Source organism: Paenibacillus sp. F4, assembly GCF_002894905.1.
In the GTDB taxonomy this organism is placed as follows: Bacteria; Bacillota; Bacilli; order Paenibacillales; family Paenibacillaceae; genus Paenibacillus; species Paenibacillus polymyxa_B.
This window is the reverse complement of sequence record NZ_POVS01000017.1, coordinates 1-12,508: the sequence shown is the minus strand read 5'-3', so window position 1 is coordinate 12,508 and position 12,508 is coordinate 1. Positions and strand designations below refer to the sequence as shown.

The 12,508-nt window shown below is 46.7% G+C and carries 11 protein-coding genes and 11 tRNA genes; 2 read left to right on the top strand and 20 right to left on the bottom strand.

Annotated elements, in window-relative coordinates; all coding sequences use genetic code 11:
• Positions 1-255 precede the first annotated feature (255 nt).
• Positions 256-1,830 (top strand): stage V sporulation protein B, encoded by a 1,575-nt coding sequence (spoVB, locus tag C1T21_RS18755; RefSeq protein WP_103049306.1) that lies wholly within the window; start codon positions 256-258, stop codon positions 1,828-1,830.
• A 4-nt stretch (positions 1,831-1,834) separates the two neighbouring features.
• On the opposite strand, the gene C1T21_RS18750 is transcribed toward spoVB, so the two are convergent.
• The gene (locus C1T21_RS18750) at positions 1,835-2,611 is read right to left on the bottom strand and encodes a YetF domain-containing protein (RefSeq protein WP_103049305.1); all 777 of its coding nucleotides are present in this window, start codon (positions 2,609-2,611) and stop codon (positions 1,835-1,837) included.
• Between the two features lie 206 nt (positions 2,612-2,817).
• On the opposite strand from C1T21_RS18750, the gene C1T21_RS18745 reads away from it, so the two are divergent.
• A complete protein-coding gene (locus C1T21_RS18745; protein WP_061829378.1) occupies positions 2,818-3,207 on the top strand; it encodes a TIGR04086 family membrane protein in 390 nt (129 codons plus the stop codon).
• An 88-nt stretch (positions 3,208-3,295) separates the two neighbouring features.
• Here the strand turns inward: C1T21_RS18745 and yajC are convergent, their stop codons facing one another.
• The 19 genes from yajC to C1T21_RS18650 form a co-directional block, all read right to left on the bottom strand.
• A complete protein-coding gene (gene yajC, locus C1T21_RS18740) occupies positions 3,296-3,631 on the bottom strand; it encodes a preprotein translocase subunit YajC (protein ID WP_061829379.1) in 336 nt (111 codons plus the stop codon).
• Between the two features lie 34 nt (positions 3,632-3,665).
• A complete protein-coding gene (gene tgt, locus C1T21_RS18735) occupies positions 3,666-4,805 on the bottom strand; it encodes a tRNA guanosine(34) transglycosylase Tgt (RefSeq protein WP_039275028.1) in 1,140 nt (379 codons plus the stop codon).
• Between the two features lie 20 nt (positions 4,806-4,825).
• Entirely contained in the window at positions 4,826-5,854 is a 1,029-nt protein-coding gene (queA, locus tag C1T21_RS18730; protein ID WP_103049304.1) for a tRNA preQ1(34) S-adenosylmethionine ribosyltransferase-isomerase QueA, read from the bottom strand.
• 7 nt (positions 5,855-5,861) lie between these two features.
• Positions 5,862-7,955: a SpoIID/LytB domain-containing protein gene (locus C1T21_RS18725; RefSeq protein WP_103049303.1), complete on the bottom strand. Its 2,094-nt coding sequence runs from the start codon at positions 7,953-7,955 to the stop codon at positions 5,862-5,864.
• A gap of 228 nt (positions 7,956-8,183) precedes the next feature.
• Positions 8,184-9,191, bottom strand: coding sequence for a Holliday junction branch migration DNA helicase RuvB (gene ruvB, locus C1T21_RS18720; RefSeq protein WP_013372650.1), 1,008 nt, complete (start codon positions 9,189-9,191; stop codon positions 8,184-8,186).
• 50 nt (positions 9,192-9,241) lie between these two features.
• Positions 9,242-9,856: a Holliday junction branch migration protein RuvA gene (gene ruvA / locus C1T21_RS18715; protein ID WP_103049302.1), complete on the bottom strand. Its 615-nt coding sequence runs from the start codon at positions 9,854-9,856 to the stop codon at positions 9,242-9,244.
• Complete coding sequence (ruvC, locus tag C1T21_RS18710; protein ID WP_025716926.1) at positions 9,853-10,356, bottom strand: crossover junction endodeoxyribonuclease RuvC; 504 nt, start codon at positions 10,354-10,356, stop codon at positions 9,853-9,855. The genes ruvA and ruvC overlap by 4 nt, the downstream gene beginning before the upstream one ends.
• Before the next feature lie 228 nt (positions 10,357-10,584).
• Positions 10,585-11,289 carry a BofC C-terminal domain-containing protein gene (locus C1T21_RS18705; RefSeq protein WP_103049301.1) on the bottom strand — a complete coding sequence of 235 codons (705 nt, stop codon included), beginning with the start codon at positions 11,287-11,289 and terminating at the stop codon, positions 10,585-10,587.
• A gap of 114 nt (positions 11,290-11,403) precedes the next feature.
• A tRNA-Pro gene (locus tag C1T21_RS18700) sits at positions 11,404-11,477 on the bottom strand.
• A 7-nt stretch (positions 11,478-11,484) separates the two neighbouring features.
• A tRNA-Leu gene (locus C1T21_RS18695) sits at positions 11,485-11,564 on the bottom strand.
• Between the two features lie 12 nt (positions 11,565-11,576).
• Positions 11,577-11,653: transfer RNA gene (locus C1T21_RS18690), tRNA-Arg, on the bottom strand.
• A 5-nt stretch (positions 11,654-11,658) separates the two neighbouring features.
• Positions 11,659-11,733: transfer RNA gene (locus C1T21_RS18685), tRNA-Gly, on the bottom strand.
• Positions 11,734-11,768: 35 nt separating this feature from the next.
• A tRNA-Lys gene (locus C1T21_RS18680) sits at positions 11,769-11,844 on the bottom strand.
• A 28-nt stretch (positions 11,845-11,872) separates the two neighbouring features.
• Positions 11,873-11,949 (bottom strand) — tRNA-Asp (locus tag C1T21_RS18675).
• A 26-nt stretch (positions 11,950-11,975) separates the two neighbouring features.
• Positions 11,976-12,052, bottom strand: a tRNA-Met gene (locus C1T21_RS18670).
• Between the two features lie 29 nt (positions 12,053-12,081).
• A tRNA-Val gene (locus C1T21_RS18665) sits at positions 12,082-12,157 on the bottom strand.
• A gap of 10 nt (positions 12,158-12,167) precedes the next feature.
• Positions 12,168-12,239, bottom strand: a tRNA-Glu gene (locus C1T21_RS18660).
• 17 nt (positions 12,240-12,256) lie between these two features.
• Positions 12,257-12,348: transfer RNA gene (locus C1T21_RS18655), tRNA-Ser, on the bottom strand.
• 3 nt (positions 12,349-12,351) lie between these two features.
• Positions 12,352-12,427 (bottom strand) — tRNA-Asn (locus C1T21_RS18650).
• Positions 12,428-12,508 lie beyond the last annotated feature (81 nt).

Sequence of the window (12,508 nt, the reverse complement as noted above, 5' to 3'; positions counted from 1 at the left end):
GGGGTTATTGACTGCTTTGTAGAACATTTCTGCCCTGATCTTGGAAAACCCTTCTTTTCGTCGAAAATAGCCTTAAATCAACAATATATGCATTCATTTCGCTCGTCAATAGCAGAATTCACCACTCTCCCTCTTGTTGTCTAAATCACTTTGTTTCTGAACGGAAAAGCTTGTCATGAACATGGACAGGTCCAGCATATCTTCTAAAGTAATGTATAGACTCAGAATTACATTTTGGGGAAGAGGGAGTTGCGATTGAAAAAGCAGACATTCATCCATGGAGCAATTATTTTATTGGCAGCAGGAATTATCAACCGGATACTAGGTTTTATTCCCCGAATCGCACTCCCGCGTATCATCGGCCCCGAAGGAGTTGGCTTGTACCAACAGGGGTATCCCTTTTTTATCGTTCTGGTGACGCTTATTACAGGGGGTATTCCTCTTGCAGTAGCCAAGCTTGTAGCCGAAGCTGAAACGGCGGGACAACCCGAAATGTCGCGGCGTATTTTACACACCAGCCTGCGCTTCACCATTACACTCAGTCTAATCGCCATGGTGCTCTGTCTTGTGTTCGCGCCTTGGATCACAAGCCATCTCCTGACCGACAGCCGCGTGTATTATACATTCGTGAGCATGAGCCCAATGATTGTCATTGTAGCTGTTTCCTCAGCTTATAGGGGCTATTTTCAGGGAAAGCAAAATATGATTCCTTCCGCCAGCTCCTCCATTGCGGAGACCGTTATGCGCATTTTTTGTGTCATTTGGTTTGCTTACTTGTTACTACCCCATGGGGTAGCCTACGCTGCTGCAGGTGCCATGCTCGGTGCTCTGGCGGGCGAAATCATTGGCATGATTGTGCTGCTATGGCAATACGTGTGTAACCAGCGAAAAGATCGCATTCTTCAGCCGAAGTCGCCTGCTCCCTCCTCTGAGATTCAACCCGAGCAATCATCCGTTTTGTCACGTCTTATGTCTATATCCGTTCCCGTTACTGCTGGAAGGCTTGTCGGTTCCTTATCCTATTTGCTCGAATCTATCTTGTGCATGCGCAGCCTCGCCGTAGCAGGCATTGCAACTGGCGTTGCGACCGCACAATATGGAGCCATGCAGGGCATGGTCATTCCTGTGTTATTATTACCTGGGGTTCTAACCAGTTCGTTAGCAGTTTCACTCGTTCCTTCGTTATCCGAAGCAGCAGCCAAGGGGCATATCACAGCCATTCACAAACGTTTACATCAATCGCTTCGGCTCGCTTTGGTTGCAGGAGCCCCATTTGCCGTTATCATGTATGTATTGGCAGAACCTCTGTGTCTGCTACTCTACAATAATGGCGATATTGCAGGCATGCTTAAGCTCATGGCACCTTTTGCACTTTTTATGTACATTCAGGCCCCGCTTCAGGCAGCACTTCAGGCGTTAGACCGTCCTGGAAGTGCCTTATTAAATACCTTTATCGGAGCCGTTATCAAAATTGTACTGATTGTCTGGCTTGCTTCCCAACCTCAGTATGGTATCTATGGAGCTGTCATCGCCATTTGTATTAACAGTGCTATTGTTACTCTCCTTCATGGCTTCAGTGTCAGCAGACTGCTTCGCTTCCGCGTACGTTTGCTCGATTTCTGGAAGACTGGGATAGGCATGATCATCATGGCAGCAGCAGTATTATATACCTACAGACATCTAACGATGTTCAACCAAATGTGGCTTCAGTTTATTTTTGCTGCAGGCTTGGGAATTATACTGTACCTTTTCCTGATGACCTTGATCAAAATGATTGATTGGGACAACCTTACTCGCATTCCAATCCTGAGAAGATGGTTTAAAGCATAAAAATCTAATCCAAAGATTTTCCATAGGCCGGTGGTGTAATGTACACATCACCTCTATGGTTAACCGAGCATAAAAAAACATCCTTAAAATCTTTGTGTCCCTTCGCTTGAATCTGATTTTTAAGCCAAAAACGGTTCATATCCATCCTTTCCAAATTTCGATCCAGCACCTTGCCATCCATGATTAATGGAATAGGCAGTCCCTCATATCTAAACTTTCCACCGATTTGTGGAGAAGGATGGACTTTATTTACCTGTTGCTCTTTGTTTGTCAAATCTGTTCCGTTTAATTCTTGCTTCATTTTTTCGTGTTCCACTTCATCGTTATCATTCTTACCTATAACCGTTAGCTTACCTGTCGTTTCCAAAATAACATATTCAACTTCGTCCAGACTTTCTATATTTTGTTCACGAAGTTGTAACAGCAAGTCATCTAAATTGTAACGTTGTTTTACCATTTCATCCTTGTTTAATTGTCCATTAGAGTACAATACACTGGGCCTACCATCAAATAGTAAGCGCAGTCGCCGACTTTTCAGACTGAAAAAGGAAATTCCTATTTGCAAAATTAACAGCACTCCTAAAGGAATCAACCCTTCATAAAGTGGACGTTTTATATCCTCCAGGCTGAATACAGCAATTTCTGCAATCATAATGGATATGACGAGATCGAAAACAGACAATTTGCCGATCTCCCTTTTACCCATCAAGCGCATCACCAGATATACAATAAAATACATGAGCAGCGTCCGAAAAATATGAGCAAAAATATCGTGACTCAATATGTTCGCCTCCTCCCCTGTACTTGCAATAAGACATTAGTCGTTCATTGTACACGTATTCTGACCGTTCCTCACTTGGCTCATACAAAAAACCAAAGGCTAAATTATTGAAATAAAGAGAAAGACTGCTTGCGACTTGGTACTAAGCCGGGAGGCTTGGCCATAGAATGATAATAGTTCAAACCTTGGTACAGGAGGAATTATCAATGGAGCTCATTCGCCGCTGGTGTTCGTTTCGTCTGGCCCATCCCATTTTATCCGGCTTATTTTATGCTTTTGCATGGATGCTGCTTGGCGCATTGATTCTTTCACTACTCTTGTGGCTGACACAGATGCAGGAACAGGACTTATCATTGTATACGTACATCGTCCATGCATTCGCCATGCTATCTGGCGGCTTCGTCGCCGGTAAAAGATCCACAAACAAAGGCTGGTATCAAGGCGGTATTACAGGCATCCTGTATGGACTAATCGTTCTTCTGGTCGGTTTTCTGGCATTGGATGCGGGTATGAACGGCAAGGACCTGTTACACTTAGGTTTCGCGTTTGTCATAGGCGCAGGTGGTGGGATGTTTGGCATTAATCTCAACAAGTAATCAAAATGTTTGTATCCATGTAATAAAACAACACAAAAAAACCGAGCCTCCTCAAAGGCTCGGTTTTTGCATAACGGTCACCAGCATTTTACGATTTGGAAACAACTTCCTCAGATGCCGTGTCTTTTGCAATCGCGTTGCTGATTGCACTGCGGTCAAAGGTCAGCTTCGTGACATCATTCACACGCAAAACTACTACATCATCCGTAATCTCCATAATTGTACCGTGAAGACCTCCGATTGTAATTACTTTATCTCCCTTTTTCAAAGCTTGAAGCATCGTTTGACGCTGCTTTTGTTTTTTCTGATTCGGGCGAATCAGCAAGAAATAGAAGATTACAAACATCAGAGCCAGTGGCCAGATCATTTGAAAAAGTCCGCCAGTTCCACCGGGTGCAGCAGCGGCTGTAGCAAAATGAAACATGTTAAATCCCCCTTTCGTATACTCTCCCTAAAACTTAAAAACCTTTATCATTATCATGAAGACCGTACTGCTCAAAAAATTCATCTCGGAAATCAAGCAGCCTGTCATCCATAATCGCTTGTCTGACATTACGCATCAATTGTATTAAGAAATGCAAGTTATGATACGTTGTCAGTCGGAGCCCGAAGGTTTCATCCGCTTTAATCAAATGTCGCAAGTAAGCACGTGAATAATTGCGACAGGTATAACAATCACAAGCAGGATCGAGCGGGCCAAAATCGCTTGCATATTGGGCATTGCGAACGACAAGACGACCTTGGCTGGTCATCGTTGTACCGTTGCGAGCAATTCGGGTTGGAAGTACACAATCGAACATATCCACACCACGGATAGAGCCTTCAATCAAAGCATCAGGCGAACCCACGCCCATCAAATAACGTGGCTTGTTGGTAGGAAGTAGAGGAACCGTATAATCGAGTACTTCATACATCAAATGTTTCGGTTCACCTACGCTCAATCCACCAATAGCATACCCCGGGAAATCCATGGAAGTCAAATCCGCAGCGCTTTGCTTGCGCAGATCTTCATGCATGCCTCCCTGAACAATGGCAAACAGACCTTGATCATGAGGACGCGCGTGTGCCTCTAGACAACGCTCAGCCCAACGGCTGGTGCGTTCCAGTGACTTTTTCACATACTCATATTCAGCCGGAAACGGCGGGCATTCATCGAAGGCCATCATAATATCTGAGCCAAGCGAGTTTTGAATTTCCATCGCCACTTCTGGTGAAAGAAACTTCTTATCTCCATTTAAATGAGAGCGAAAATGAACACCCTCCTCTGAGATCTTGCGCATTTCACTTAAGGAAAACACCTGGAATCCACCGCTGTCCGTTAAAATAGGGCGATCCCAATTCATAAACTTGTGCAGTCCACCCGCTTCACGAATAATATCGTGGCCGGGACGAAGAAACAAATGGTACGTGTTACTCAAAATAATTTGAGCATCCATCGCTTTCAGTTCCTCAGGACTCATCGTTTTAACAGTCGCTTGAGTTCCCACCGGCATAAAGGTTGGTGTCTCAATAACTCCGTGAGGTGTGTGTACACGCCCGAGACGAGCTCCCGATTGCTTGCAGGTTTTAATATGTTCGTATCTTATTGCTGGTGCCATATTTTCTCTACCATCCTTAATTAATAAATGAACATTGCGTCCCCGAAGCTGAAGAACCGATATTGTCGGTCAATCGCCTCATGGTAAGCATGCATAATATTCTCCCTGCCCGCCAGTGCGCTGACCAGCATAACCAAGGTGGATTTAGGCAAATGGAAATTCGTAATCATCGCATCCACCACACGGAATTCGTAGCCTGGATAAATAAAAATCTGTGTCCAGCCACTGCTGGCCTGCAGCACTCCATCTGCGAATGTATTGCCCACCGTCTCCAGCGTTCGGCAACTGGTTGTTCCCACTGCCACGATTCTCCCACCGCGCGCCTTGGTTGCATTAAGTACATCTGCCGTTTCCTGTGATAATGAATAATACTCTTCGTGCATGACATGCTCTTCAATCGTATCCACAGACATCGGTCTGAACGTCCCTAAGCCAACATGAAGTGTGATAAAGGCAACGGTAACGCCCTTCTTTTTAATCTGGTCCAGCAATTCTTCTGTAAAATGCAGCCCTGCCGTTGGAGCCGCAGCCGAACCTTCATGCCGAGCATAAACGGTCTGATAACGCTCGCGGTCATCCAGTTGTTCCTTGATATACGGCGGAAGCGGCATCTGCCCCAGACGGTCCAAGATCTCCTGAAAAATACCGTCATATGAAAATGAAAGTACCCTTCCACCCATATCTCCTTCTTCCTCAATTACTGCTTTCAGTTCATCACCGAAAACAATAACAGCACCCTTTTTCAGCTTTTTACCGGGTTTCACCAATGCTTCCCATCGGTCCCCTTGCAGTTGCTTAAGCAGCAAAACCTCAGCCTTAGCTCCCGTGTCTTCCTTGATGCCAAACAAGCGTGCTGGAATCACTCTCGTATCGTTTAACACCAGCGTATCCCCTGGATGGAGATACTGCACAATATCCGAAAACGTATGATGACCCACTTCACCGTTATTTTTGTTTAACGTCAGTAATCTGGAAGCGCTCCGATCAAGCAAAGGTGTCTGTGCAATTAATGTTTCAGGCAGTTCAAAATCGTAGTCGTTTACATTCATATATTGGTCAGTCCTTAACTATATCCACATTTTTGTAATAGTGTTGCAAAATTTTCTTGTAATCATACCCCTGCTCGGCCAAACCGTTGGCACCCCATTGGGATAAGCCCAAACCATGACCATTTCCTTTACCTGTAAAAATAAAGCTTTGTGTTTTGTCAATGACTCGTGCATGACGATCTTCATTCATGACGATCACCCCGTTACCACTTGAAGTACTGCTGCCAGATGCGGACAGGATTTGAGTGCCTTGTGTACCACTTACATGAGAAGTAGCCCCATCAGCGCCTAATACAGTATAACTTCCGGTACTCGCAATATCAAACAGTGTGCTCGGGAGTCCGCCCATCGCTGAGCGAAACATATCCGGATATTTCACTTTCAAAGGGGATCCGTTCGCTTCAACCTCCAACACTCGCCCTGATGGACCACGTTTGGTGACATCAAGGTGATTAATAGAGGAAGGCACTGTGCCCGTTACTTTCCCTTGCAGGGATTTAGCAAGCTGAGCTGACGTGAAGGGCCCCCGCACCCATGCATAGTCTCCGGACTGAGGCACCTTTTCTAATACAATTATCTCTTCACCCGGCTGCGCCTTAGCTACTGGTGTAACCGTCGATTGGATTTGGGGAATAGGACGCACATTTGTATTTTCCGCAGTGACGGTGATTTTATCTAACCCCGCTTCTGTGACACCCTCCAGTTCCTTAGCATTATCCTCACGAATATACCCTGTCTTGCCACTGGAGAGAAGTACATGATACCATTCCTGTGCTCCTTTTTGCGCCGAAGTATCCCCCGAGCTGTCTACGCTGGCAAAGGCTTCGCCACCACTGTTCCACACCTCGGAAGCATCTGCTGTCACACCGCCCGCATTAGATGAAAATACAGCTTCGACCACTTTGCCGCCACTTTTAATGACTTCACCAGCTGTTGCATCTACAGCCTCATTGACATTGGCATGTTCCGAGCTCTTACCGTTGTAAGCCTGGCTTAACGTGCCATCTACTACATTGCCGATCTGAAACCGATTGCCTTGGGCAAGCGCGTAGCTACGAGCCGCTACCGCTTGAGCCTTGAGAGCTTCATCTGGCCATGAGGAATAGACCTCTGCTCCTACCACGGAATACAAATACTGCTCCAAAGGAACTTCGTTCACAAGTGCCAGCTGGCCTGACGTCATGCCAATCTCCATCTCGCCGCGATATGTACGCTGTGATCTTTCCATCACTTGTATTCCATTATTACCGCCGTTGACAATTACCTTGCTATTATCAGAACCACTTAACATGTAATGAGACATCACCTGCGAGCCGGTCGTGACTCCTGCTTCCTGTCTTATAATGAGGCCGGTTTGAGTAGCATTAACTTTAGACAGCGTGAGTCTCGGCTGCTTGCTCTCCAGCTCTGTTTTCAAAGCCGACAGCTTGCTGTCATTACTTTCTTCTCCAACCCATACAGCATACTGGCCTCTTGATTGAATCACAGTAAAAGCATCAAAGCCTGCCGCAGCAATTGTCGTTCGAACGAGATTAGCTTCCTGCTCGCTTCCGTAGCTTCCGGTGGACCAATGCTTGTTTCCCTTAACCTCGGCCTGCGCTCCGGTTGCGGAGGAAATCCGCTGTACAGCAGCCTGCGCAGACTGCTCACTAGCATATATTCCCGCGTACACTTGATACACAGAGCTACCATTTTTTGAACCGATAAAAACCGTAGGTTTATCATTAGTCTTTTGCAGGGCTTGGGCCGCTTTTATCGCCGCTGCTTCATTTCCTTCAAGTACCTTCACCCGATAGCTGTCTACACTAAAACGAGCCGTACTGTCTGGCAGTCCCATCCAAGTTTGAAAACTGCCCCCACTGTTCTGTCCAACACTCAGACCTCCTGATGATTTCAAGGTTACAGCGGGGACTGTCGCTTTATATTTGCTACCTAGATCCGCAAAAATCACTACACGAATATCCTCTTGGGCGGTAGCAGCGTGAACGCCCGAAGACCAAGGTATGCACACTGTAGCTAATACCATAATCGCTGCTGCTCGTTTGGCCCGGCCCATCCACGCACCGAAAATACTTTTTCGGTTAAATGCTTCTCCACTCATTTCTGGCTCCCCCAATCTAGCTGTCTAGCACTTATATTGCGTAATTTATCGGGATCTCGACCCTTGTCTATCCCTTTAAATACATCGGCGGAATAAACCAAAATATGAACCCGCTCGAATCTTACTTACACTCTCACTTCCCTCAATCATCCGTCAGCCGATATCGTATCAACCATACTTGCGTGTAACCATGCAATGATTTTTTGAAAAGTACATCATGTTTCCTAATCACCGTGGATCCGTTGGCATGGGGATTCCAAGGTGGGCATATGCCGCCGGGGTCACCGTTCGTCCCCGAGGTGTTCTTTGTAAAAGGCCAATTTGTAACAAATAGGGCTCGTACACATCCTCAATTGTCTGGCTTTCCTCACCAATGGTTGCAGCAATTGTGTCCAATCCTACAGGCCCGCCCCGGAATGAATGAATCATGGCCTTAAGCATTTTATGATCAATTTCATCCAGCCCGAGTGGATCTATTTGAAGTCTCTTTAGCGCCTCTGCAGCCAACTCAGAATGAATAATACCGTCTCCGGCAACCTGGGCAAAATCACGCACCCTTTTTAACAGTCGGTTAGCAATACGCGGGGTCCCCCGTGAACGCAATGCGATTTCCTCCGCCGCATCCCCAACAATCTCAATCTCCATAATATCCGCGTTCCTGGACACGATGTATGCCAGCTCGTCTGTCGTATAAAACTCCAAACGACTAATAACACCAAACCGGTCACGCAATGGCGCAGAGAGCAGCCCAGCGCGCGTAGTAGCCCCTATAAGGGTAAAGGGTGGCAAATCCAGACGGACCGAACGTGCACTCGGGCCTTTACCAATCATAATGTCCAGCGCAAAATCCTCCATCGCCGGATACATGACTTCTTCCACCGTACGATGAAGGCGATGAATCTCATCAATGAACAAAACATCACCCTCTTGAAGGTTGGTCAGCAATGCTGCCAAATCTCCCGGCCTTTCAATTGCAGGACCTGAAGTCGTACGCAGATTAACCCCCAACTCATTGGCGATAATGTTAGCAAGAGTTGTTTTACCCAACCCAGGCGGTCCGTACAACAGTACATGGTCCAACGCTTCTTTACGCATTTTGGCCGCTTCAATATATACTTTCAGATTTTCCTTAACCTGATTTTGCCCGATATATTCATTTAGATAACGGGGGCGAAGGCTTAGCTCCGCCGTCTGGTCTTCCATCATCAAATTGGCGGAAATAATCCGGTCATCCATGTTCCATCGCTCCTCTTTTCACCAGACATTTGTTAACGGACATCATCGTCCTATCCGGCAAACAACAGTTGCAAAGCCCGCTTCATCAAAATATCGGCAGATTCATCAGGTTTCGCATCTTTCTTCATTCTGCTCCATACCTTATCCAACTCAGCATCAGTGTAACCCAGCGCCTTGAGCGCCTCACGGGCCTCGCCCCAATATGAACCTTCGCCTTCTTCTACGACAGGCTCAGCAAACAATCCGGTTGCCATCCCCAACGAGCCAATACTGTCCAGCTTGTCTTTCAAATCCAGAATCATACGTTGTGCCGTCTTTTTACCGATCCCCGGTAACTTGGTGAGAAATGTGATATTCTCCTGATAAATCGCCGTTACCACATGAGCAGGCGTACCGCCTCCTAAAATACCAAGCGCAACACGCGGTCCAATACCAGATACATCAATCAGTTTACGGAACAGTTGCTGCTCCTCACGGGTCGCAAAACCGAACAGTAAAATAGCATCTTCCCTTACATGATGGTGAATGTAAATAACCACTGGACCTTCAGTTTTGGCGAACGCGTAAGGATTCGGACAAAATACCCGGTACCCTACACCCTGCACATCTAAAACGACATATTCATTTTCCAAATGGGCCACAGAACCACGCAAGAAATCTATCATTTTCTCAATACCTCATTTAATTTTGAATTTAGTCCATAGGAGTGCGCATGACAAATAGCCACCGCCAATGCATCCGCTACATCGTCCGGTTTGGGCACAGCTTGAAGCTTTAGAAACATTCTAACCATTTCTTGTACCTGTTTCTTCTCAGCCTTACCATACCCTACAATAGCCTGCTTTACCTGCATCGGCGTGTATTCACCTATAGGCAAATTACGTTGTTTTGCAGCCAGCACCAGCACCCCACGTGCCTGACTTACAGACATAGCGGTTGTAACATTGCGATTAAAAAAGAGCTTTTCCAGTGCTACTGCATCAGGCTTATATTTATCTATTAATTGCAACATGCCTTCATACACATGAAGCAGCCTTTCTTCTTCCGGTGTATGAGCCTCCGTCTGGATACAGCCATACTGCACAGGAACTACTTTACTGCCAATCTTGTCTACAAACCCGAAGCCCACGATAGCAATACCCGGATCAATTCCTAAAAAACGCAAAAAAATCTCTCCCCTATCGCTCAAACATGGCGTAACTAAACAATAGCCAGCGTTATCCTGAATATAATCATGGCCAAATACCATATAAAGCGAACATATGTGTCATTCTTTCATTATAACAAAACTTTGTATCTAATAGAGGAAAAAATTTAAACGTGAGTAAAAACATAAAAAGAGACGCTTCAAGCCTCACCTCGTGGGTAAAGCCTAACGTCTCCGTAGTTGTAATCAATAGTGCTGCTTTAATACCCTTTGTGTTCTCTCCACGGCAAAGTCACTAAAAGTGGAGATTACACTGTTATACTCATTTATATCCTGTACACGGATTCCCTGCTGAAGTTGTTTATACACCCCTTCTGGCAAAGCCGTCTCCATGGAGCCCACGTCCAATTGAAAAAAAGTGCGGATAACTTTTTCCTTTTTAGGCAGCCCTTCAAACAATGTAAGCTGGCCGTCAGTGCTCAAACCCATGTAGCCGCGCTCTTTGCATGACTCCGATAAGTCTTCCACCCTGCGCTCCAGCCACACCTCTCCTTTGGTATTAAGTCGTCCCTTCCAATCGGGATGTTGCTTCAGTAAGTTCTCTAGTTGCTGTGAACTTAGCGTTCCCAAGGAAAGTGTTTCCGTACCACACACGTAGGTGGTTAACAGACGGGTCTTCCTGCTTATACCGGAAGCACGAATACTTTGCAATAGCTGCATCTGTGAGGAGTGATCTTCAGTTGGGCTCAGATATGAAGCCTCATCCATGCCCTCCTCTGCCATGACGGTAGTAGCGAGTGGCTGTGACAACATGGCCTGCATATAATTCGAAAACAGAATACCCAACCCTGCCAGCAAACAAGCCGCACCAAAAATGCTACAGGCCCACACTGTTCTTCTCCACTGTTTCCAGCGCCGTTTCATCTGTTTTTTCCAACTTAATCGCTTCACAGTAATCCCTTCCGTCCCACTTTTTGTGTTAGTGTGACCTGGCGATTACTGATTTATACAAAAAGATATGAATATAACAAAAAAGCCGCTGCTTCCAGCGACTTTCCTTTTGAATCGGGATGACACGATTTGAACATGCGACCCCCTGGTCCCAAACCAGGTGCTCTACCAAGCTGAGCTACATCCCGAAATAGATGCCGGTGAGAGGACTCGAACCTCCACGGTTTCCCTCACGATTTTGAGTCGCGCGCGTCTGCCAATTCCGCCACACCGGCTTATGAAGTTAATGGCGCGCCCTGAGAGATTCGAACTCCCGGCCTTTTGATTCGTAGTCAAACGCTCTATCCAGCTGAGCTAAGGGCGCAAATATGGAGCGGACGACGGGAATCGAACCCGCGACCCTCGCCTTGGCAAGGCGATGCTCTACCGCTGAGCCACGTCCGCAATATCATTATATCCATGACATATAAGTGCATGAATGGTGAGCCATGAAGGACTCGAACCTTCGACACCCTGATTAAAAGTCAGGTGCTCTACCAACTGAGCTAATGGCTCCCAACAGGGTAATATAACTTTGTAAAAATGGCGGAACTGACGGGATTCGAACCCGCGATCTCCTGCGTGACAGGCAGGCATGTTAGGCCTCTACACCACAGTTCCATAGCAATTTACATTCAAAAGTTAATTGGTTGCGGGGGCAGGATTTGAACCTGCGGCCTTCGGGTTATGAGCCCGACGAGCTACCGAACTGCTCCACCCCGCGATAATATGAGGGACTGCTATTTAAGTAAATGGTGGAGGCTGAGGGGCTCGAACCCCCGACCCTCTGCTTGTAAGGCAGATGCTCTCCCAGCTGAGCTAAGCCTCCATATTACTTATGACCCGTAGGGGATTCGAACCCCTGTTACCTCCGTGAAAGGGAGGTGTCTTAACCCCTTGACCAACGGGCCATGCAATAAAATAATTCTGGCGGAGAGAGAGGGATTCGAACCCTCGAGACGCTTTTGGCGCCTACACGATTTCCAATCGTGCTCCTTCGGCCAACTCGGACACCTCTCCATATGGCTCCCCGAACAGGACTCGAACCTGTGACAACTCGATTAACAGTCGAGTGCTCTACCAACTGAGCTATCAGGGAATAATAATCATAAAGCTCTGCTTGGCGACGTCCTACTCTCCCAGGACCCTGCGGTCCAAGTACCATCGGCGCTGGAGGGCT

What these genes read in the sequence shown, in the direction of transcription:
- C1T21_RS18745 (WP_061829378.1), top strand. Translation starts at nt 2,818, where the DNA reads ATGGAGCTCATTCGCCGCTGGTGTTCGTTTCGTCTGGCCCATCCCATT.
- yajC (WP_061829379.1), bottom strand. Translation starts at nt 3,631, where the DNA reads ATGTTTCATTTTGCTACAGCCGCTGCTGCACCCGGTGGAACTGGCGGA.
- tgt (WP_039275028.1), bottom strand. Translation starts at nt 4,805, where the DNA reads ATGGCACCAGCAATAAGATACGAACATATTAAAACCTGCAAGCAATCG.
- queA (WP_103049304.1), bottom strand. Translation starts at nt 5,854, where the DNA reads ATGAATGTAAACGACTACGATTTTGAACTGCCTGAAACATTAATTGCA.
- C1T21_RS18725 (WP_103049303.1), bottom strand. Translation starts at nt 7,955, where the DNA reads ATGAGTGGAGAAGCATTTAACCGAAAAAGTATTTTCGGTGCGTGGATG.
- ruvB (WP_013372650.1), bottom strand. Translation starts at nt 9,191, where the DNA reads ATGGATGACCGGATTATTTCCGCCAATTTGATGATGGAAGACCAGACG.
- ruvA (WP_103049302.1), bottom strand. Translation starts at nt 9,856, where the DNA reads ATGATAGATTTCTTGCGTGGTTCTGTGGCCCATTTGGAAAATGAATAT.